At 57.2% G+C, this 20,107-nt stretch carries 20 protein-coding genes; 8 read left to right on the forward strand and 12 right to left on the reverse strand.

Annotated features, from left to right (window positions below):
• From VEG30_11010 to VEG30_11025, 4 genes are all read right to left on the reverse strand, one after another.
• On the reverse strand, positions 1-2,122 hold a 2,122-nt coding region (locus tag VEG30_11010), incomplete at its 3' end, for a hypothetical protein (GenBank protein HXZ80450.1).
• Positions 2,123-2,350: 228 nt separating this feature from the next.
• Positions 2,351-2,674 (reverse strand): hypothetical protein, encoded by a 324-nt coding sequence (locus tag VEG30_11015; protein ID HXZ80451.1) that lies wholly within the window; start codon positions 2,672-2,674, stop codon positions 2,351-2,353.
• Positions 2,661-3,161, reverse strand: a complete 501-nt coding sequence (locus tag VEG30_11020) for a DinB family protein (GenBank protein HXZ80452.1) — start codon at positions 3,159-3,161, stop codon at positions 2,661-2,663. The genes VEG30_11015 and VEG30_11020 overlap by 14 nt, the downstream gene beginning before the upstream one ends.
• Before the next feature lie 174 nt (positions 3,162-3,335).
• On the reverse strand, positions 3,336-4,349 hold the full coding sequence (locus tag VEG30_11025; protein HXZ80453.1) for a VWA domain-containing protein: 1,014 nt from the start codon (positions 4,347-4,349) through the stop codon (positions 3,336-3,338).
• Positions 4,350-4,647: 298 nt separating this feature from the next.
• Here VEG30_11025 and VEG30_11030 point away from each other — a divergent pair, with 298 nt between their 5' ends.
• Entirely contained in the window at positions 4,648-5,751 is a 1,104-nt protein-coding gene (locus VEG30_11030; protein HXZ80454.1) for a serine hydrolase, read from the forward strand.
• Between the two features lie 173 nt (positions 5,752-5,924).
• Here the strand turns inward: VEG30_11030 and VEG30_11035 are convergent, their stop codons facing one another.
• On the reverse strand, positions 5,925-6,914 hold the full coding sequence (locus tag VEG30_11035; protein ID HXZ80455.1) for a VWA domain-containing protein: 990 nt from the start codon (positions 6,912-6,914) through the stop codon (positions 5,925-5,927).
• Between the two features lie 412 nt (positions 6,915-7,326).
• On the opposite strand from VEG30_11035, the gene VEG30_11040 reads away from it, so the two are divergent.
• On the forward strand, positions 7,327-8,739 hold the full coding sequence (locus VEG30_11040) for an MATE family efflux transporter (GenBank protein ID HXZ80456.1): 1,413 nt from the start codon (positions 7,327-7,329) through the stop codon (positions 8,737-8,739).
• Here the strand turns inward: VEG30_11040 and VEG30_11045 are convergent.
• On the reverse strand, positions 8,705-9,271 hold the full coding sequence (locus tag VEG30_11045) for a hypothetical protein (GenBank protein HXZ80457.1): 567 nt from the start codon (positions 9,269-9,271) through the stop codon (positions 8,705-8,707). The genes VEG30_11040 and VEG30_11045 overlap by 35 nt on opposite strands.
• Positions 9,272-9,489: 218 nt before the next feature.
• Between VEG30_11045 and VEG30_11050 the strand changes: the two genes are divergently transcribed.
• Entirely contained in the window at positions 9,490-10,464 is a 975-nt protein-coding gene (locus tag VEG30_11050) for a YncE family protein (GenBank protein HXZ80458.1), read from the forward strand.
• A 60-nt stretch (positions 10,465-10,524) separates the two neighbouring features.
• Here VEG30_11050 and VEG30_11055 read toward each other — a convergent pair whose 3' ends face one another.
• Positions 10,525-11,028, reverse strand: a complete 504-nt coding sequence (locus tag VEG30_11055; GenBank protein HXZ80459.1) for a hypothetical protein — start codon at positions 11,026-11,028, stop codon at positions 10,525-10,527.
• Between the two features lie 240 nt (positions 11,029-11,268).
• Here VEG30_11055 and VEG30_11060 point away from each other — a divergent pair, with 240 nt between their 5' ends.
• Positions 11,269-11,616, forward strand: a complete 348-nt coding sequence (locus VEG30_11060; protein ID HXZ80460.1) for a hypothetical protein — start codon at positions 11,269-11,271, stop codon at positions 11,614-11,616.
• A 60-nt stretch (positions 11,617-11,676) separates the two neighbouring features.
• On the opposite strand, the gene VEG30_11065 is transcribed toward VEG30_11060, so the two are convergent.
• The 3 genes from VEG30_11065 to VEG30_11075 form a co-directional block, all read right to left on the reverse strand.
• A complete protein-coding gene (locus VEG30_11065) occupies positions 11,677-12,120 on the reverse strand; it encodes a response regulator (protein ID HXZ80461.1) in 444 nt (147 codons plus the stop codon).
• Positions 12,121-12,299: 179 nt separating this feature from the next.
• Entirely contained in the window at positions 12,300-12,860 is a 561-nt protein-coding gene (locus tag VEG30_11070; GenBank protein ID HXZ80462.1) for an NADH-quinone oxidoreductase subunit B family protein, read from the reverse strand.
• 74 nt (positions 12,861-12,934) lie between these two features.
• Entirely contained in the window at positions 12,935-13,957 is a 1,023-nt protein-coding gene (locus tag VEG30_11075) for a zinc-binding dehydrogenase (protein HXZ80463.1), read from the reverse strand.
• 209 nt (positions 13,958-14,166) lie between these two features.
• Here VEG30_11075 and VEG30_11080 point away from each other — a divergent pair, with 209 nt between their 5' ends.
• The 4 genes from VEG30_11080 (at position 14,167) to VEG30_11095 (ending at position 18,300) form a co-directional block, all read left to right on the forward strand.
• Entirely contained in the window at positions 14,167-15,762 is a 1,596-nt protein-coding gene (locus tag VEG30_11080; GenBank protein HXZ80464.1) for a tetratricopeptide repeat protein, read from the forward strand.
• 35 nt (positions 15,763-15,797) lie between these two features.
• Positions 15,798-17,180: a nodulation protein NfeD gene (locus VEG30_11085; GenBank protein HXZ80465.1), complete on the forward strand. Its 1,383-nt coding sequence runs from the start codon at positions 15,798-15,800 to the stop codon at positions 17,178-17,180.
• Positions 17,181-17,431: 251 nt separating this feature from the next.
• Positions 17,432-17,809: a response regulator gene (locus tag VEG30_11090; protein ID HXZ80466.1), complete on the forward strand. Its 378-nt coding sequence runs from the start codon at positions 17,432-17,434 to the stop codon at positions 17,807-17,809.
• A gap of 14 nt (positions 17,810-17,823) precedes the next feature.
• Positions 17,824-18,300 (forward strand): chemotaxis protein CheX, encoded by a 477-nt coding sequence (locus VEG30_11095; GenBank protein ID HXZ80467.1) that lies wholly within the window; start codon positions 17,824-17,826, stop codon positions 18,298-18,300.
• A gap of 26 nt (positions 18,301-18,326) precedes the next feature.
• Here the strand turns inward: VEG30_11095 and VEG30_11100 are convergent, their stop codons facing one another.
• Positions 18,327-19,208, reverse strand: a complete 882-nt coding sequence (locus VEG30_11100) for an HDOD domain-containing protein (GenBank protein ID HXZ80468.1) — start codon at positions 19,206-19,208, stop codon at positions 18,327-18,329.
• Positions 19,205-20,107: protein-glutamate O-methyltransferase CheR (locus VEG30_11105; GenBank protein HXZ80469.1), on the reverse strand; the 903-nt coding region annotated here is incomplete at its 5' end. The genes VEG30_11100 and VEG30_11105, both read right to left, overlap by 4 nt.

Below are 20,107 nucleotides of genomic sequence, written 5' to 3' on the forward strand. Positions count from 1 at the left end.
GCCCCAGAGCCAGCACTGCGAACCCTGCCGGCTTATCGCTAAGCGCGAAAGCGGCCTGGATCGCTTCCTCAGCGGCGGCGCTGTTGTCGGCGAGTGAGTGATAAACATTGCGGCCTGCAACCACATCGCGGGCGCCGGAAACCAGAATCCGATGCCGGTACTGCCGCCGAAGCAAGGCCAGTCGTTGGTCCTCCGCTACCGCCTCTGAAGCCAAGAAATCAGCGAAGGCGCTAGCTCTGGCTCCCGAACCTGACGATGTGGAATCGGGGAAGCTGAGTCCATTACCGTCCGGCGAGGGCTGGCCTTCCGGACCCATATCGGTTAATGCGGAGATCTCCTCCGGATGCCGGATCAACGTGTCCGTGAGCAGCTCGCTGACCCCGAAGATGCACAAGGCGCGCTCAAGGGCGGAAGCATTGGTGACTACCGCCGCGTATCGCTCTGAACTGGTGAAAGCCGAGCTGAGGAAGCGGAACAGAGCGCGATGGACCTGTGGCGGAAGATCGCGGCGGCCGGCAATCTCGTAAAGTGGTGGCGAATCGGTCGCGAGCCGCTCCAGAATCTGGCGCTCGGAATGGTCCTGTCCAATTTCAAACAGAGTGTCGCGCAAGCGAAATTCTGTTGTCCCGTGGTCCTCCAGACGGTGCCGCTGTTGATGGTGAATGATCCGGTCATAGATCTCAGCCACACGTTCCATGCGTTCGCGCAATGCCTTGACAACGTGGTTGCCGGTTTGTGTGGGGTCGCTGCCGAGAGAGCGTGTCACAAACTGCAAGTCGTCCGCTTCCACCGGCAGGCGATGCAATTGCTGCCCATGCCGTAGCTGCAAGCGGTGTTCCACGCGGCGCAGGAATTCGTAGGCGGTGGTCAGCTGGTGAAAATCGCGGCCGCTGATGTGGCGTTTGTCGTGCAGCTTCTGCAGCGAGAAAAGCGTGCCGCCAGAGCGCAACCAGGGTTCCGGACCTCCATAGACGCGCTGCAGGCACTGCACCAGGAATTCGATGTCGCGAATCCCGCCGCGATCGAGCTTCACGTCAATCGTATCCTGCCCGGTAGCTATCGCCTGCCTCCGGCGAGTCTGGATCCGGTCGCGCGTTTCCAGGGCGGTTTCGATGGCCTCGAAGTTGATCTGTTCGGTGTACACGAATGGTTGCACCGTGCGCAGGAACCGCCGCGACAAGGGAACATCGCCAGCGGCGTGGCGGATCTTGATCAGAGCTTGCAATTCCCAGTCATGGGCCACCTCAGAGTAGTAGCGAATCGCCTCGCTGTAGGAAATCGCGGGCTCGCCTTCCCTTCCTCGCGGCCGGAGGCGGAGGTCAATGCGAAACACGGCGCCTTCGCTGGTCGCTCTGGAGAGCACCTCGGTGACTAATTGTGCCAGGCGTATGAAATACTCACGATTGGAAATGGAAACGGGCTCCTCGCCAGGCTCGCCATCGCCGTAAAGGAAGAGCAGGTCGATGTCGGAAGAATAATTGAGTTCGTTGCCACCGAGCTTGCCCAAAGCCAGAATCGAGAATGGCGTATCGATCAGGCGTCCATCCGGATCCAGCCGTTGCGGCTTGCCAAATCGCCGGCTGAGTTGCGATTCGACCTCGCGGAGGGCTTCATCCAGCAGAACATCCGCCAGGCTGGAAATCTCAGCCGTGGTCTCGGCCAGGGTAGCGATGCCCAGGACGTCGCGCAGCATGATGCGCACGTACTCACGACGCTTGAATCGCGCCAGCAGCATGGATAGGTCGGTCTCGAAGGAACGTGAACGGTAGCGGGCAAAACTCTCACGAAATTCTTCGGAGGAATGCGAGCGGTCGAGATTTTTCTCGCGAAGGAAGGCAGGAAAAAGGTCCTGGTTGCGAATCAGGGTCTCGCCCAGGAACTGGCTGTATTCAAAGACCGCCAGAGCATAGTGAATGAGTGGCGGATGCTTTTCCAGCAATCGGAAAAGCTCAGGTCCCGCGGCTTGGGTGAGTCGCTCGAACAGATTGAGAGCTGAATCGGGGTCAGGCGAATCGCTGAGCAGGGGTGGAATGGCTTGACGGATCGACAACGGCACTCGCTGCGCGATCAGGTTCAGATTCTGCCGAGCCCGTTCGGAATTGCGAAACGTAGCTGTGCTCAAGCCTTCTCGGTTCGATTGCGGACTCCGCATTCCTGAATGTTCTAGATTCGCCACTGCTGCGGAACCTTGGTCTTGCAAGCACTCTCGAAGGTCGATTTTCAGGATACCATGCAGGAATTTGGAGGTTTTGAGTGCACTCACAGGTGCCGATTGCGGAGGCGTTTGCCGGAAAGCCACCCATCTGAACAACGGAAGTCTGACTAGTAGATCTGCCGCGGGCCTGATTCCCTACTCTTGCTCTCCCAGCCGGCCGTACTCTTTCACCTCGCCATCGACGCTAACGGCCACGAACCGATTGCTCTCGACATCTTTGAACTGGACCACCCGATGCCCTGCCTGCGCGAGCTGACCCCAGCGACTCGGCTTTTCCGGATTCTGCTCGATGGCCACGAACTCACGTCCGCCCATGCGGAACGTCACGGTCCGCAAGCGCTGCGAGCTGGTGCGCTTCACAGGGATACTCTTGCCATCAATCTCGAGTCGGGCAGAGTTCATCATCTGGGTTGCGACGGAACGAACGAGGTCGTGGTCAATCGCGCTAGCTCGGCGCAAGAATCTCCTCAATCTGTTTCATATGATTCAGATCGTGGCCCGCAGCCAGGTTTACGATCTGGCGGATGCTCTCCTTGCCACGCTCGGAATGCATCCCGTACTGCTCCCACTGTTCCGGCGAAAACGATCTGTACAGAGCCAGGTTCGCCTGCCGCAGGCCGCGGTGCATTTCTAATGCAGGCTTGATCTGGGCATCGCGGTATCGGCGCGCCCACACATCCTGATCAAACGCCGGAATGGGCACGCCGTTCTTCTCCAGAATGATTCGGACTCGGTAAGCGATCACCAGTTCGGCTTCCGCCAGGTGCATAACGATTTCGGCAACTGACCAGCGCTCGGGAGAAGGGCGTCGATGCAGAATGTCGCTGCTTTTGCCTTGTACCACCCTAGCGAGCCTGTCGGCTGTAGCTTCGAGAACGACCAGGGGATCGGCGCCAGCGAGATGGCCCTGAATCCGCTGCATGTATTGTTGCGGGGTTTCGTTCACAATTCCTCCCAGGAATATCGCTTATATGGTTCAGAAGTCGACTCTCCAAATCTATCCGAATCTTGCTGCCTCGGGGAGGTATTTGGCGGGAGATGCGGGAGTCTCGACTAATGTGGGCGAAGGGCTCGATTGTCCTGGCCCCAGTGCCAAGGATTGATCACGAAAGGCAGCGGCTTACCGGGCAGTCGCCAGGTAACCCTTCTTGGCATGGACCTGCAGAGGAACACCCTCCGGCGCCGCCACTCTGACTTTAATGGTGTGCCATTGATTGTCTCGCGACACAGTCTCCGGGCGGTATCCCAGAACATATTGGCTCCGCAACTCCCAACTGATGTCGGCTGTGATCTGTGGGAGTTCTCGCAAGTGATCGAGAGTAACGCAGCGCCCCCCGGTGGCGCCGGTGATATCGGTTAGCAGGCGCTTCCCCGCCCACTCTTCCGGGGTCTTGAAGGTGCTATCGAAAATCCCTATGGCGTAGATTTCAACGTCGGCTTCCTGCACCAGTTGGCGGATCTCCTTCGCGCGATACCGGCTGTGATTGTCACCGCCATCGGAGATGATGAGCAAGGCGCGCCGCGAGTAGGTTGCCGAGCGCATTTTGGCCTCGGCAAGATAAATCGCGTCGAGCAGCGCGGTGTGGCCCGCGGGAGTGATCGACGCCAGCTTTTCCCGGATCGTGCCCACGGACTGGGTTGTATCTGCCAGCACCCGGGGGCGATCGGCAAAGGTGATCACAAAATAGTCGTCTTCCGGATTTGCAATTCGGAAGAACTCGCCAACAGCCTCGCGCACCGCGTCAATCTTGTTGCTCATGCTTTTGCTGACGTCGACAATCAGTCCCACGGATATGGGCGCGTCCTCGGTCGAAAAATAGCGGATTTTCTGCGGCTGTTCCTGCTCGTAGACCGAGAAATTTTGCAGCTCGAGATCCATGACCGGACGATTGGCAGCGTCAGTCACAGTTACCGGCACCAGCACCAGATTCACATCAATTTGCAAGGGCCTGAGACGCGCCGGGAAAGATCCGGTACCAGAGGCATTGGGAAAATTCGATGCGAGGGGACGCTCTGGCGGATCTATAGGTACTTCATCCGTCGATTGGGCGAAGGAATCAGGTGCAAGTTTGAAAAACACCAGAGTGATACCAAGAAATAACAGCGCTGAGCGAAGCACGATGTGAAGCCCCACGCGAGATTCCACAGTGACACCAGGAAGAAATAATCGGAAAACGCAGGCTGCGTGCGCGGGATGCTAGCACAGAGTGGCATGTTTTGAGTCCTGGAATTTCGGACAAAATGGTGGGAAAAACGATGGTGGCCGGACCTGGGATCCGGGGCTAGGGTGTGAGTTTTCTGATGGGCTGATTTGCCTCTCCTGGAGAGGCTTCCCGGGACGAGCCGATTTCAGGGACGCGCGACAGCAGGATTGCTCAGAACCTGATGACGATTGCTGATGTTGGGCGTCTGAGTTGTGAGGAACAACCGTGTTGGCATATTTCCGCCTGTTGACAACCGCATATGCGATCTGCGCCTTTACAGTGCTCGTTCAAGGACAAGAGCCGGGCAATTGGGTAAAGGCCACCGCCGTGGATAGCGGACTCTCGGAAGCAAAACTTCAGGCAATGAGCGCCGCTGTCCGTTCCGAACAGTTCAAGAAGATAGGAAGCATTCTGATCGCACGGCGTGGGAAGCTCGCCTACGAGGATTATGTCGACGGCGATGCAAATACCCTGCGTGACACGCGGTCTGCGACCAAAAGCATTACTGACATACTGGTCGGCATCGCCATCCAGGACCGGAAGTTGAGTGGCGTTGATGCTAAGGTGCTGTCGCTGCTGCCCGATCGTGCGCGCCGGTTGCAGAATCCCGATCCGCGCAAAGCCGCGATCACGGTGGAGGACTTCCTCACCATGAGCTCTCCTCTCGAGTGCGATGACTGGAACGATGCATCCCGGGGTAATGAAGAGCGCATGTATCTGGTGGAAGACTGGGCGCAATTCATTCTGGACTTGCCGATTCGTGGACGCATGCACTTAGGCGAGCAAGTGGAACCGCCTCCTTATGGGCGCTATTTCAGCTATTGCACCGGCGGGGTGTTCGCGCTGAGCGAAATTCTGCAGAAAACCACCGGAATGGGCACGGATCGCTATGCTCAGCAGAAGTTGTTTGCACCTCTGGGGATCACGAATGTGCAATGGGTATACTCGCCGCTCAACATCCCCCAAACCGGAGGCGGTTTGCGCCTGACCAGCCGCGACCTGCTGAAAATCGGGCAACTGTATCTGAACAGCGGACGCTGGCAGGGGAAACAGATCGTAAATGAGGAGTGGGTACGAAATTCCATCCGCCCTCACGCTCGCATCGATGAAACAACGGAATATGGTTATCTTTGGTGGATCAAGTCATTTAAATCGGGTGGGAAGAGCTATCCGGCATTCTTCATGTCGGGGAATGGCGGAAACAAGATTGTGGTGGTGCCTCAACTCGATCTGGTTGCAGTGCTCACGAGCACCAACTACAACACGCGCGGCATGCACGAGCAGACAGAAAAGCTGCTGACCGATTACATTTTGGCGTCGGTCGAGCAGTGAGGCTATCTTTGGCTATTTCATGTGAACCAACGGGGTAAGCGTCCTTTTCCCCAGGGGCTAAAACCCAGCATCTATGCGGCTCTGGAGGGAGCGGCTGACGCGTAGCCTTTCATGGGCGTACATTTTCGCGAGAAAACCGGCCTCGTGATGAGAACTGATTTCGGAGTGGTTTTCTAGTCCGTAGGAACAAAATATCCTTTGCGCACGCGCACGATCACGTTCTTATCGTCGCGCGCGGAAATCTGGATGGGCCGGAAGTGTCCGTTGGCGACGAAGTCGGCCGGCTTGTAGGAGAGCGCGTATTGGCTGCGCAGCTCTTCCTCGATCATCTTGAAGGCGTGGGAAACATCCTCGATCTTGCCAGGATAGAAAACCCGTCCACCCGTCTCCTCCGCCAGTTTTTCCATCAGCACGTCGCCACGGCTTTTGATGTTGCTGTAGTTTGAGCTGATGGCAAACACGGTGACCTCGGCGCGGGTGGCGGCTTCAATGACCTGTGCCTGCGTCGCCCGGCTCTGATTGTCTTCGCCATCGCTGAGCAGGATGATCACCCGGCGAACCGGCTGGTTCGACTTGCAACGCATGAGTTTTTCGGCAGCGGCAAAGTCGATTGCGTCGTAGACGGCCGAACCACCGCCCGCATTGACTGTTCTGACGCCTCGCTCCAGAACCGCAGGGTCATCGCTGAAGTCCTGGGTAAGCGTGGGGACGGAATTGAAGGTGACCACAAATGCCTGGTCGATTCCCGGCCGGACAATCTGACGGAAAAAGCTGACAGCGGATTCCTGTTCGAAGTTGAAACGTCCCCGGATAGAGCCGCTGACGTCCATTACCAGCCCAACTCGCAGCGGCAGGTTGGTCTCGTTCTCGAAGCTGTGAACTGCGGCCGGCGGCTTGCCATCGTCCAAAACGGTGAGATCGGAGGCCCGCAGATTCCTTTTCAACTTGCCATGGCGGTTGGTAGCCGTGAAGACGACATTCACCTCTTGCACCGAGGAATGAAAGACCGCCAATGGCTCGGAGTCATCGACCGAGAGGCGCTCGTTCCCGGTTTCCAGACCTGCCGCGTGCAACTCTGGAGCCGCGGCCAGATGTGCAGATTGTGGCCAGCACGTATTGGCCAAGAGAATCGTTAACCCTAAGAGTACGGCCCTGAATCGCAAATGCAACTCCCCACGTGCAAGATCGAGAGTACCGTCTCTCGGCGGTGGCCGACAAAGCACGTCGGTACAGTGAACAAGAGAATGAACGGGGAAAACGGCTGAAAGTTCCTAAATCCGATAAAAACACTGGTAATTAAGCGGTCTACAGAGAGCAATTCCCATACAATACCTTAAGTTTTCGTTTACCCTATGCATTTTCGCGGCTGCCCACTTGCCCAATCACAGCGTTCCACTTACAATCTCGTCAGTGTTCTAGCCGTGGGGCCAAACCTGCAGAGTCACAAGGCCACAGAAACATGTACATCCGCTACTAACTCGCCAATCCTCTAGTCTGCGATCGCGGCAGATCTGTCGTCATCAGCTCGTCTTGAATTTCTTGCCTTCAGCTTCTTGAGCTGTGGATGAGGTCATCATGGAAGCAGTCGGCGTAGTCACGCCTCAACCGGGACTGTGGCACTCGATTCGTGAAGCGATCCGTGGGTCTCACCAGGACTACACCAGCGGAAGCCTGAACCGGGCGATTCTGCTGCTGGCGATTCCGATGGTGCTGGAGATGGTGCTGGAATCGCTGTTCGCCGTGGTGGACGTGTTCTGGGTCAGCCGTTTGGGAGCAGAAGCCGTAGCCACGGTGGGGTTGACCGAATCCCTGATCACGCTGATCTTCGCAGTGGCCATGGGCCTGAGCATGGCCACCACTGCGATGGTGGCCAGGCGGATCGGTGAGAAGAATCCGGAGGAAGCTGCGGTGGCCGGAGTGCAAGCAATCATCCTGGGCTTGACCGCGTCCGCAATCGTAGGCCTTCCCTGTTTACTCTTTGCGCCAAATCTCCTGCGGCTGATGGGGGCATCGGCGGAGGTGGTCGCGATTGGCAGCGGCTATGCCCGCATTGCCCTGGGCGGCAGCGGGGTCGTGCTTCTGCTGTTCCTGAACAATGCCATCTTCCGCGGAGCCGGCGATGCGGCCATTGCTATGAGGCTGTTGTGGGTTTCAAACATCATCAACCTGGTGCTCGATCCCTGCCTTATCTTCGGACTTGGTCCGTTTCCACGGCTGGGAGTGACTGGAGCAGCCCTGGCAACCTTCACCGGCAGGGGCATTGGGGTGCTCTATCAGTTCTATCGGCTGCTGCGGGGCACGGAGCGGATCCGCGTATTGCGCCACCAGATTCGGCTCAATATCCGTGTCTTGCTGCGGCTGCTGCGCGTGTCATTCACGGGCATTCTGCAGTTCATGATCGCGCACACCAGCTGGATCGGCCTGGTTCGCATCGTGAGCACGTTTGGGGCTGCTGCCATCGCCGGCTATACCATAGCGATTCGCATCATCATCTTCGTGATTCTGCCGTCCTGGGGGTTAAGCAATGCAGCCGCCACACTGGTTGGGCAGAATCTAGGGGCCGAGAAACCGGAGCGCGCGGAGAGTTCGGTGTGGCGCACTGGTCTCTACAATATGCTGTTCCTGGGAGGGGTCGGCGTCTTCTTTGTCCTGTTCGCCGACCCGCTGGTGCGGTTGTTTACGCATGATCCCCAGGTCGCACCGCTGGCTACCACCTGCCTGCGAATCCTGAGCTACGGGAACATTGGATATGCATACGGCATGGTGATGCTGCAGGCTTTTAACGGAGCGGGAGACACGGTTACTCCCACTGTGGTCAACCTGTTTGGCTTCTGGTTCCTGGAGGTCCCCCTGGCTTATGGGCTGGCCATTCCAGCCGGGCTTCAGTCCAGAGGAGTGTATTTTTCGATTGTGATCGCGGAAGCTGCGATCGCGACTGCGGGCGTTCTGTTATTCAGACGGGGACGCTGGAAGCGTCTGCGGATTTAATCACCTGCGGCTGCGATGCCGGCGCAATAGGTTTGCACCCGCCGCGCAGGACTGCCTTGCCGCTCGATCCAATACCGCCGCGCAACTCCGCAGTCTCGCCCGAAGTTTCCCTGAAATGCGCTTTGATGCGTAAGGGAAGGTTGTCGAGATAAGGAGCGGGAATTCCCTGCGGATAATATTTGCGCGCGACCAACACCAGACGATGATCGCCTTTTGCCTGCATGCGTGTTGAGCCGGCAGTGGCTTTTGCGTGTGGCTGGTCGGGCTCGAACTCGAATAAGTAAGGCGGGAAGCCGTCCATCATGCGACCGTGATGCAGCAGCAGGCTGCGGCAACGCAGTTCGCTGGGCGTAGCGTCGCTCCAGCGGACACGCAGGCGAATGCGCACCTCAATAAACGGTGTCTCACCCGGCGAGTCGTAGGTGTGAATCAGATAATTACCCCCGGAAAACTCAAGTGAGAGATGTTCATGGCGTCCGGGGCGCCTGGCGGGGCTGGTGAAGAATCGCTCGGCAAAGGTGGCGAGGCTCATAGGAGTGCTTACGAGTCTAGGCCGGAAGCGTTCCATTGTTACCCTGCCCTTGGTGTATTCGTGTGCGGCTCGGATTCCTGAAAGATGGATTGACCAGCGGGACACTGTGACCATGCCGTTACCCGCGAGAATCGTGGTTACCTTGGGGCGACAGGTTCGGGGCTTGGCTCGTCGGCCCCCTGAAGTGTAGATTAATGGCCGATTTTGCGAGCCCTTCCATGACCCAAGCTTGTCTGTTCTCTTCCCTTCTGCTGTTTGCGTGCACAGCCATGGCTCAAGATCCGTTGTTGCTGGTTCTCAACAAGAGCGAGAACTCGCTGGTGATGGTGGATCCAGCAACCCGGAAGATAGTAAACAAAGTCCCCACTGGCGAAGGTCCCCACGAAGTTACCGTATCCAGCGACGGAAAAACTGCATTTGTAGCCAATTATGGCGCCCGCGAGCCGGGCAGCACGATTTCGGTGGTGGATATTGCCGGTGGAAAGGAGCTTCGCCGAGTTGATTTAGGAGCCTTGCGCCGTCCTCACGGAATGGCCTTCGGCGATGGCAAGGTCTATTTCACCGCCGAGGTCAACAAGCTGATTGGGAGGTACGATCCGGCCGGCGATCGCGTCGATTGGCTGCTGGGCACTGGCCAGAATCTCACGCACATGGTCGTCCTGAGCGCGGATCTGACCAGAATTTTCACCGCCAACATTGGTTCCGATAGCGTGACTGTCATCGAAAAAGCAACCACCCCGCCCGGCTGGAATGAAGCCGTAATACCTGTAGGCAAAGGGCCAGAGGGAATTGACCTCTCGCCCGATGGCAAAGAGCTTTGGACGGCCCATTCCCGCGATGGAGGCGTCTCAATCATCGATATCGGCGGCCGCCGCGTTTCTCAGACTCTGGACCTGCACACCAAACGCTCGAATCGACTCAAGTTCACGCCAGATGGCAAGCTGGTGCTCATCTCGGACATGGAAGGCGACGAGCTACTGGTGCTCGACGCAGCCGCCCGCAAGGAGGTTAAGCGCCTCAAGCCAGGTCATCAGCCGGAAGGAATCCTGATCACACCAGACGGGGAGCGAGCTTATATTGCGGTTGCTGGCGACAATGCTGTGGCGGTTGTCGATCTAAAGACCCTCGAAGTCATCGACCACATCCCCACCGGGTCCGGGCCGGATGGGATGGCGTGGGCGCAAAGAAAATAGCGGCAGGGTTGCGGCTGGCCGGCCAAAAATCCGGCCTGGGCGGTGTTGTTAAGGCGAGTATCAGAACTTCTGCCCAGCCCAGCGGCCGGAAATAATCCACTTGACTGGCGAATCGTCTGGAATGCGGCGCGACAGGCGCGGCAGAAAAGCAGCCGCGTAGGAACGGCCGGCTAATGCAAGCATGTTCGGAGAATATTGCGGCTGACTCAGGGTCGTCGGTCCCGGGCGAACTGGAAAATGCTTGAAAGACGGCCGGGCTACCAATTGCTCTTCCTCAGCAGGAGCTGACGGAACCCGAGAGCTGAAGTCTATAGGGTCAGGATGCCATGCCCGCAACGCTTGCGCGTCTGTGGTGGCTGGGTGCGAGGGCCGCCAGGCGGGGGCTGCAAATCTAAAGCTATTCGGATTCAGCGCGCCGCTGCGAGCGGAAATGGCCGGCTGAGGGGCATCGGGAAAATCGCTGGCGCGGGTCTGGCAAAATACATGAACCCCGCATAGCAGCAAGCCTGCGGTCACCAGAAGAAACGTCCTAATGCCCCGATACCCCGATCTTGCTGGTCCCATCTTAATCGCGGCCCCTTCGCCCCTTCCCGGAAAGCTCTCGCCAGGCGAGAGCGGCCGGGGACACCGCGGTCTGAATAACCCAAGCTAGAAGTGCAATCAGAGTTCCAAGTTAGGCGCTGCAAAGAAAAGGCTTAAGTGCACCCTCTCGGGAACTCTGCAAGAATTTGCACATGGCAGTGCAAACTTGAGCAGGAACAGGCACTCCTGCCCTGCTCAAACCTGCTCCCCGGATCAATGATCGTGGTCGTGATCGCGATCATGGTCGCGATCATGATCGTGGTGCTCGTCTCGATCCCAGTCGCGTTGTTCATGCCAACGGTTTTCTTTCCCGTCCCACCACGAGTGATTTCGATTCCAGCAATTCTCCCTTTCGGCATTCAAGTCGCGCTGCCGGTCGAGAACCTCATGGCTGCCGGCACCGTGGTGCCGCAACGCATCATCGTAGTTCCTCTCCGCTTTGGCGATTCGGTGCTGGCAATCGGACCGATCATCGGCCGCCGCGCGCTGCACTCCCGCGCCGAGCAGGAGCAGGCCGAAAACCGCGGCCGTCAGTGCCAATGTGCGAACTCCCAACATATCTCGTCTTGAATTCAAGCCCTTTTCCTCCTTTAGCGAGTGCTTTGAGTATCGCCGCTGGCGCGAGGTTGCTTAGCTGCGCGTCCCCCATCCGTTTAGGCCGGTCTTGTGGATACGGTTTTTCCAGTCGCCGAACCAGCGCTGAAAGGGCGGATACCGCACTGCCAGCAGGTGCTCGAGAGCGGCAAGGAGTTGCGAGGGAGGACCACTCTTGGAGACAAATTGATCCACAGAAGTCAGCTCCCAGCTGGAGAGATTGTCGTACCCAGAAAACATCAGAATGGGAACGTGCGGTTTGGACTCTTTCATCCGGGCTGCAAGTGCCATCCCGTCTTCGCCCGGCATTTGATAATCCAGAATCACCGCATCCACGGCATTGTCGAACGCCTTGAAAGCCTCCGATCCATCACAGGCGGCCAAAACCTCATAGCCATGGACTTCCAGGAGGTCCCGCAGAGCTGAAACAATCTCCGGGTCGTCATCGACGCACAGGATGACTTCCTTAGAACCGTTCATAAGGCACCTCGCTTATGTCGGTGCACAATGGTTGCCAACCGCGCAGGGGCGGAAAATCAAGCTATTAGCTTGCAGGGTGCGATTTTGGGATGGGTAATTCTTGCGCCCTGGCTGTGCAGATGCCTCAGCAGGATTCCCAGCCGGACTAAGTAATTTCCAGTATGAAAGGAAATGCCAATCTAGCTCAGATTCAAAGCCTGGCGGAAAGATCCCCGTTCATTTTCGATCTTCTGCTGCAACATCATGATGGCATAGATCAACTGTTCGGGCCTGGGTGGGCATCCTGGCACGTAGACGTCAACCGGGATGACCTGATTGACCCCCTGGACCAAGGCGTAGTTGTTAAACACTCCGCCGGAAGTAGCGCAGGCGCCCATGGAGATCACCCACTTGGGCTCCGGCATCTGTTCCCAGAGGCGGCGAATCACCGGGGCCATTTTCCAGGAAACGCGGCCAGCAATGATCATCAGGTCCGACTGGCGTGGGGATGGGCGAAACACTTCAGCGCCGAATCGAGCGATGTCGAAGCGGGACGCCCCCATCGACATCATTTCAATGGCGCAGCAGGCGAGCCCAAAAGACATCGGCCAGATCGAACTCTTCCGCACCCAATTGACAAGTTTGTCGAGCTGGGCGAAAACGATGCCCTCGGGCGGCTTCTCTCCCCACTCAACTTCATTCACTGGGGCGGCATGCTGATGGCTGCCCAGAAGATTATCAAAGCGATCTTCGCCGTTCATGACACCTCTATTTTAGCTGCGGCACTCATTAGATGCCAGCGCGCAGGTTAAGACTCTGAGCCTGCGAGTGGTAGTCAGGGTACCAGCACGACTTTGCCGAACATCTGACTGCTCTCCAGATATCGATGTGCCTCGGCGGCATCCTTCAGCGGAAAGGTTCGATCCACGACGGGTTTGAGTGCCCCAGCGAACACGTGCCCCAAAACCTCGTAGAGATCTCCCATGGTTCCCATGAACGAGCCTAGAAAAGACAGTTGGCGGACAAACAGAAAACGAATGTCGAATTTGGCCTCTGGTCCGGTGGTGGCACCGCAGGTCACGATCGTGCCACCGGGCTTAAGCGACTTCATGCTTTCTTCCCAGGTTGCGGCGCCTACATGCTCAAGCACAATGTCCACACCCTGGCGGCCTGTGATCTTCTTCACCTCATCGGAGATCTTCTGCTTGTAATGATCCACCATAAAGTCGGCCCCGAGTTCGCGAGCCTTAGTCAGTTTGCTTTCGCCTCCGGCGGTGGCAATGACGGTGGCGTGGAAGAGTTTGGCAATCTGGATAGCTGCCGAGCCCACTCCCGAGCCTGCACCCAAAACCAGGACTACCTGACCGGGACGGATCTGGGCTCGCGAGACCAGCATGTGCCATGCCGTCAGAAACACCAATGGCACACTGGCAGCTTCATTGAAACCCAGGCGATCGGGAATAGGTATGACGTTCACGGGTGGGACAGCCATCAATTCCCGGTTTCCGCCCTGGTTGCCATTCCCCAGAACCGTAAACTCCCGGCAAAAATTCTGTTGGCCGGAAGTGCAGGCTGCGCAATGGTTGCAGAACGTCATAGGCGCCAGCAGCACACGCTGACCTTGCTTCAGCCCGGTCACGTACTCCCCGACTTCTTCGATCACTCCGGCGACGTCACTGCCGTTGATATGCGGCAGCGTGATGTTGGGCAGGCCCTTCCGAATCCACAAATCCAGATGATTCAAAGCGCAAGCTTTCACGCGAATTAGAACCTGATCTTTCCGCAACACGGGGTCTGGAATATCTTCGTAGCGCAGAACCTCCGGACCGCCGAACTCGTGAAATTGAATCGCTTTCATACCTTGCCTCTTTCGCAACCGCCAGCGAAACCCTCAACCTATCACAAGGGAGTTTGCAGTTTCACGATGGAAGAGTGCCTGGATACGTCGCCGGCTTTGCGGGTCATCATGATCCGATGCGGGAACGAACTTTCCCCTTTTCCAGTGAGCCGATATCAACCAATGACTTGAATCCGGGCGATAATCATAGCCGCTATAATTCAGCTATCGTGAAACTCCTGCGCACGATTGCCGTTGCGGCGCTGATCTCAGGTATCGTGGCTCCTGCTTCGGCACAATCAGCGGTTACTTTAGCGCGCACATTACTGATCCTACCTTTCGAGAATGCTTCCCAGGCACCCGGGCTGGAATGGATTTCCGAGTCCTTCCCCGAACTGCTGGGCGAGCGCATGACATCGCTGAAGCTGTATGTCGTGGCGCGCCAGGACCGGGATTCCGCCTTTGACCGGGCTGGAATTCCTGAAAACGCCAAGCTTTCTCGCGCCACCCTATATCTAATCGCCGAGCAGATGGATGTCGACTACGTTGTGCTCGGCAACTATGACTACGATGGCAAGATCTTCCGTGCCACGGCGCAGTTGCTCGATATGAAACAGTTGCATCTTTCGCCGGAGCTCCAGGAATCGGGGACGCTGCCCAAGATGGTAGATGTCGAAGGCGCTCTGGCTTGGGACTTGCTGGAGCAGATCCATCCTGCGGATCTGCCTGCGAAGCAGCTGTTTGTTTCCAGTTTTCCCACAGTTCGGCTCGATGCCTTTGAAAATTACATTCGTGGCACCATGGCTACATCCCGAACAGAGAAGATCCGGTATTTCCGTGAAGCCAACCGCCTGAACCCCAACTATCCACAAGCAGCTTTGCAACTGGGAAGAAGCTATTACGAGAACCGTGAGTATGAATCCGCGGTGTCGTGGTTGGCCCGTATTCCGCGCAACAGCCCGTTTTCGCACGAAGCCAGCTTTTTCCTGGGCTTGTCCGCATACTATGCGGGAGACTTTGCGCACGCGGAAGAAGCTTTCGCATATTTAGCCAACACATTACCTCTGACGGAAATTTATAACAATCTGGGCGTGGTACAAGGCCGCCGTGGAAAGCGTTCGGAACTGGAGAATCTGCAGAAGGCCATCAGTGCGGATCCGAGCGACCCGGATTACCACTTCAATCTGGCAGTCGCCTACTACCGCATCGGAGACCATGCCAATGCCGCCCGCCAGCTGCGTGAGGTCCTAAATTTGAAACCATCGGACGGCGAAGCGAGAGCGTTTTTGGATGTGGTTGCTCCCAGCGCCAGCACCCTGCGATCCACCGTTCCTGGAGCTACCGCCACGAAGATCCCGCTGCAGAGAATCAAGCGCAACTACGATGAGAATCCCTACCGGCAGCTGGCATTGGAAATTCAGCGGGCAGCGGAAATGCGTCTGCAACAAACCCCTCCCCCGGCGCATGCCCGATATCACGTGGAGCGCGGCCAGGACCTCATGAATCATGGCTTCCCGAGCGAAGCGGAGCGGGAATTTCGGGAAGCCATCCTGCTCGATCCCACCAACGCTGCCGCCCATGTTGGGCTGGCACGGGCACTCGAGGCAAATGGAAACTCCGCGGGTGCGGCCAGCGAAGCCAATGCTGCGGTTCGCATGCAGCCTTCGGCTGAGGCTTTCCTGGTGATGGCGCGCCTGAACCTGAAGCAGAATAGACTGGAAGCGGCCTCGGAAGAGCTCAGTCGCGCACTGGCGCTCGAACCGAGTAATCCTTCAGCGCTCGAATTGAAAAAAACCCTGGATGCGAAGACAGCAGAGAAGAAATGAGGCTAGAGCGACTGAAGCCTAGGGAGTGAGCAGCCATGAAACAGGCAGCCAAGAATTTTGGCAGTCCCAACCCGAGGTTTGGCCGAGGCAGCGCGTTCTCCGGGTGGGGGCCCTCTACATTTTGGGTTACTTGGGTAGTTGCGCTTCTTTTCTTCTCGCTTCCTGCAACGGCCGACGTTTTGAAGATTGTGGTTGACGACACGATCCATCCCATTACCGAAGAATTCATCACGCGGGCGCTGAATCAGGCCCAGGCACGGCATGCCGAGGCTGTACTCATCGAACTGCGCACTCCCGGGGGATTGGAGAGTTCCACCCGGCAGATCGTAGAGAAAATTCTAGCCTCACCGGTGCCGGTCATCGTTTACGTGTCCCCTGCCGGCAGTCGTGCAGCCTCCGCGGGGTTCTTCATTCTGGAGTCTGCGGATGTGGCCGCCATGGCGCCGGGCACGAACACTGGGGCTGCGCACCCTGTCATGCTGGGCGGGGGCAAGATGGATGATGTGATGAAAGAGAAGGTGACCAACGATTCCGCTGCTTTCATGCGTTCCATCGTAAGCAAGCGAGGGCGGAATGTGCAGGTGGCAGAAAGCGCGGTACGGGAGTCGAAGTCCTTTACCGATCAGGAGGCACTGAGCCAGCATCTGGTCGATGCGGTCGCTCCCACGGAACAGGATCTCTTCAAGCAACTCGACGGCAAGTCGATAACCCGCTTCAATGGCGAGAAACTCACGCTTCACCTTGCAGGGAAAAACGTCAGTGAGCTCGATATGACGTTGAAGCAGCGGATCCTCAGTTTTCTGATGGATCCCAACGTCAGTTTTATAGTGCTGGCGATCGGGCTGTTGGCTCTGTATGTGGAATTCAACCATCCCGGCGCCATCGTGCCGGGGGTGGTGGGCTTCTTCTTCGTAGTGCTGGCGGTGTTCGCACTTAACGTCCTGCCCGTGCGTTATACCGCGCTGGCCCTGATCCTGATGGCGTTTGTCTTTTTTGCGCTGGAGGCCAAGTTTGCCAGCCACGGTGTGCTCACCGTGGCCGGGATAGCTGCTCTCACGATTGGGGCTCTGCTGCTGGTCGATACCCCGATTCCGCAGATGCGGGTGCACCTGTGGACGGCCCTCGCGGTGAGCGTGCCACTAGGCCTTATAACCACGTTCTTGATGGGCATAGCGTTAAAAGCGCGGCGGGCGAAGATCACGACCGGAGTCGAGGGGCTAATTGGCGAAATTGGCATTGCGCGAACCCCGCTGACGCCGGAAGGCAAAGTTTTCGTCCACGGCGAGCTATGGAATGCCACTGCTTCCGGTACGGTAGAGGCCGGCGAGCAGGTCCGGGTGCGCGCTATCGATGGCCTACGCCTCGAAGTTGAACGGGCAGTCACTCCAACCCGCTCGGAAGCCGCTACCCGTAACTGACTTAAGGTGACTTCCTCAATCCACAAACCCTACCAAAAAATGGGGGGACGGTTACGTACTCACCTGCAGTAAACACTGCATTTTCCATCTCCCGTTACATTTCTGCGTGAGGGTTGTGCGGGTTCGTCCCCGCTGCTGACTGTCGAAGTCTGCGAACTAAAGATCTAGTTCGAACTTGCCGATGAATATGCGGAGACCACATGGGGCAGCGGTTTTCCCGGGCTCTCTGGGCTCGCAAAGGAACAGTTTCCATGGACAACATGCGGGTGCTGATTGTTGATGATTCCTCGGTAATGCGCAAAATTGTGGAACGGTCGCTGCGGCAGGCAGGTATCAATATCGCGCAGGTGCTGGAGGCGGGGAATGGGGCTGAGGCGCTCAGCGTCCTAAACCAGGAAAAAGTTCATCTCATTCTTTGCGACATCAATATGCCGGTCATGGACGGTCTGGAATTTGTGAAGCAGTTGTCCAGCGTAGAGAATGCCAAGGCAGTTCCGGTGGTGATGATCACGACCGAGAGTAGCGAAGGCCATGTGGTACAGGCCTTAACAGCCGGGGCGCGCGGTTACATTCGTAAGCCGTTTACCGCCGACCAGGTCAAAGAACACATCCTTCCCTTGCTGGCATGAAACCTTTGAGCGCAATGACCGCGAACCTGGATAAAGGAGACTGTGAATCCTGGGGGCCCGTGCTTACACTGGCGGCGCGAGAGGTTTTTGAGACTATGCTCGGAAGCGTTCTCGAGCCCGGCCCCACGTCGTTTGCGGGCGAGGAGCTCGACATCACTTCCATGGTGGGGCTCGCGGGACAGATACGTGGAGTCGTTACCCTGCGTTGTGCTACCAATTCCGCCACCCTGATTGCCGCCAAGATGTTAGGCGTAGAAACCGCGGCAGCCGGACCGCAGATGTGTGATGCGGTGGGCGAAGTCTGTAACATGATTGCGGGCAACTTCAAGAACAAGATCAACGGCATGGGAGACGGATGTATGCTCTCCGTGCCGACCATAATCACCGGAGCGGACTACCTCCTGCGTGCACTTACCGAGTCCAGCCGGATCGATGTCAACCTGATGTTCGAGGGATTTCCGCTGATAGTTTCACTCGAGATTCACTTCTGATCGGCACCAGACCTTGTAGCCGAATACTACGTTCTGAAAACCTCATCTACAACGGCTACGATTTCGTCCATGGATGCTTCGATATCCATCGTGAGGCGCGTCAGGTCCAGGTTCGCAAGCGCCGGGTAATGGCTGACCAGCGCGGCCCATGCCTCCTCCCCTGCAAGATCCACACCCATTGCCTCGTAATATCCGTATCCCAAATCGCGCAATCGGCACAACAAATCACTGAGGTGGATCAGCGATACCAGCGGATGCGTCTCCGGTGCCGCAGTGTGGTGATGAAACTCGATCACTTCAATTACGTCGGCAGAAAAATGCCAATGTTCGGCCAGGATCCGGCCGCTCTGGCAGTGGGTGAAGCCGAGATGCTCCTCTTCACTACGCTCCAGCGCCACATGAGCATCACGTGCAGCCTGGACGCACCTGCGATAGTCCTCGGTCGAGGTGAGAGTGTTTACCAGGATCCCGAGGTCGTGTAGCAGTCCCGCGAGATAGGCTTTCTCCGGATCAGGATATCCGATGAGCTTTGCCATCCTCCGGCTCACTAACGCGCAGCCCAGCGAATGGCGCCAAAACACTACCGCGTCCAGAGCCCATTTGTCGGGCGGCACAATCCGGTTCAGGCAACAGCCAAGCAGAATCGCCTGCACTCGCTTAAGACCAAGCGCCATGATGGCGCTGCGCACGGTTTCCGTATTCCGCCTTCCGAACAGAGGGGAGTTGGCCATCCGCAGGCATTGTGCGGCAATGGTGGAGTCGTATGAGACCATCTTTACGACGCGGTCAAGGTCGACTTGTTCGGCCGGAAGCCGAAGCATGGCAGTTAAGGGTTGAACAATCGCTGGGATGGCCGGCATTACTTCCAGCTCTTTAATTCGAGCACGAATTTCATCCAGTGTCTTCATAGCTTGCTTTCGCCCGTATAGCCGATGGGCGGCTTCCAGTAGCCCATGGTCCCAGGAAAGTGGACCAGTCGGAACCTGTCGTCGACCTGATACAGGGACTCCGCATGTCCTAAGAACAGATAACCTCCGTGCAGTAGATTCGAATAGAAGTGCTGCACCACTTTGCGCTTAGAGGCGAGATCGAAATAAATAAGAACGTTACAGCAGAAGATCAGGTCCATTCCTTTGAGGAATGTCATTCTGCTGTCGTCATTCAGGTTCACGCGGTCAAAGCGTATCAGCGACTTCAGCTGATCTGTCACCTGCAATCGCTTCGCGTCATAGCTGTTGAAGTATTTTTTGCGCAGCAGTTCGCTCGTGCTGCGCAAGGCGTATTCTCCGTAGATGCCGTCTTTGGCAGCTTCCAGCGAACGGTCATTGATGTCAGTCGCGAGGATGTCGAAAGTCCAGCCGGCTAGCAGCTTCTGGTTCTGTTCGAGCAGGAACATTGCCAGCGTGTAGGGCTCCTCGCCAGTGGAACAGCCGGCACTCCACAAACGCAGGCGCTTGAGTCCGCTTTTATTCTTTGCCTCCAACATTTGCGGCAAGATCACAGTCTGCAGTGCCTCGAGTTGAAGCGGGCTGCGGAACATATAGGTCTCGCCGATGGTGATCTCGTTTAACAGCAGCCGCAGCTCCGCATCCCGGTTTCCACCGATAGTAAGCTGTTCGAGGTATTCGGCAGGGGTTTTGGCATTCACGACACTCATGCGTCGGGCGCAACGCGAGGCGAGGAGGTACAGTTTTTCCTCCGGTTGATAGATACCGGAGATTCGATAAATGACATCTCGGATCTTGAGGTACGCGGGATCTCCCAAATCTGGAGCACCAGTGACGGTCGCGGGGTTGGCTAGCTCCAT

This window comes from Terriglobales bacterium (genome assembly GCA_035624455.1).
Lineage (GTDB): Bacteria > Acidobacteriota > Terriglobia > Terriglobales > Acidobacteriaceae > DASPRM01.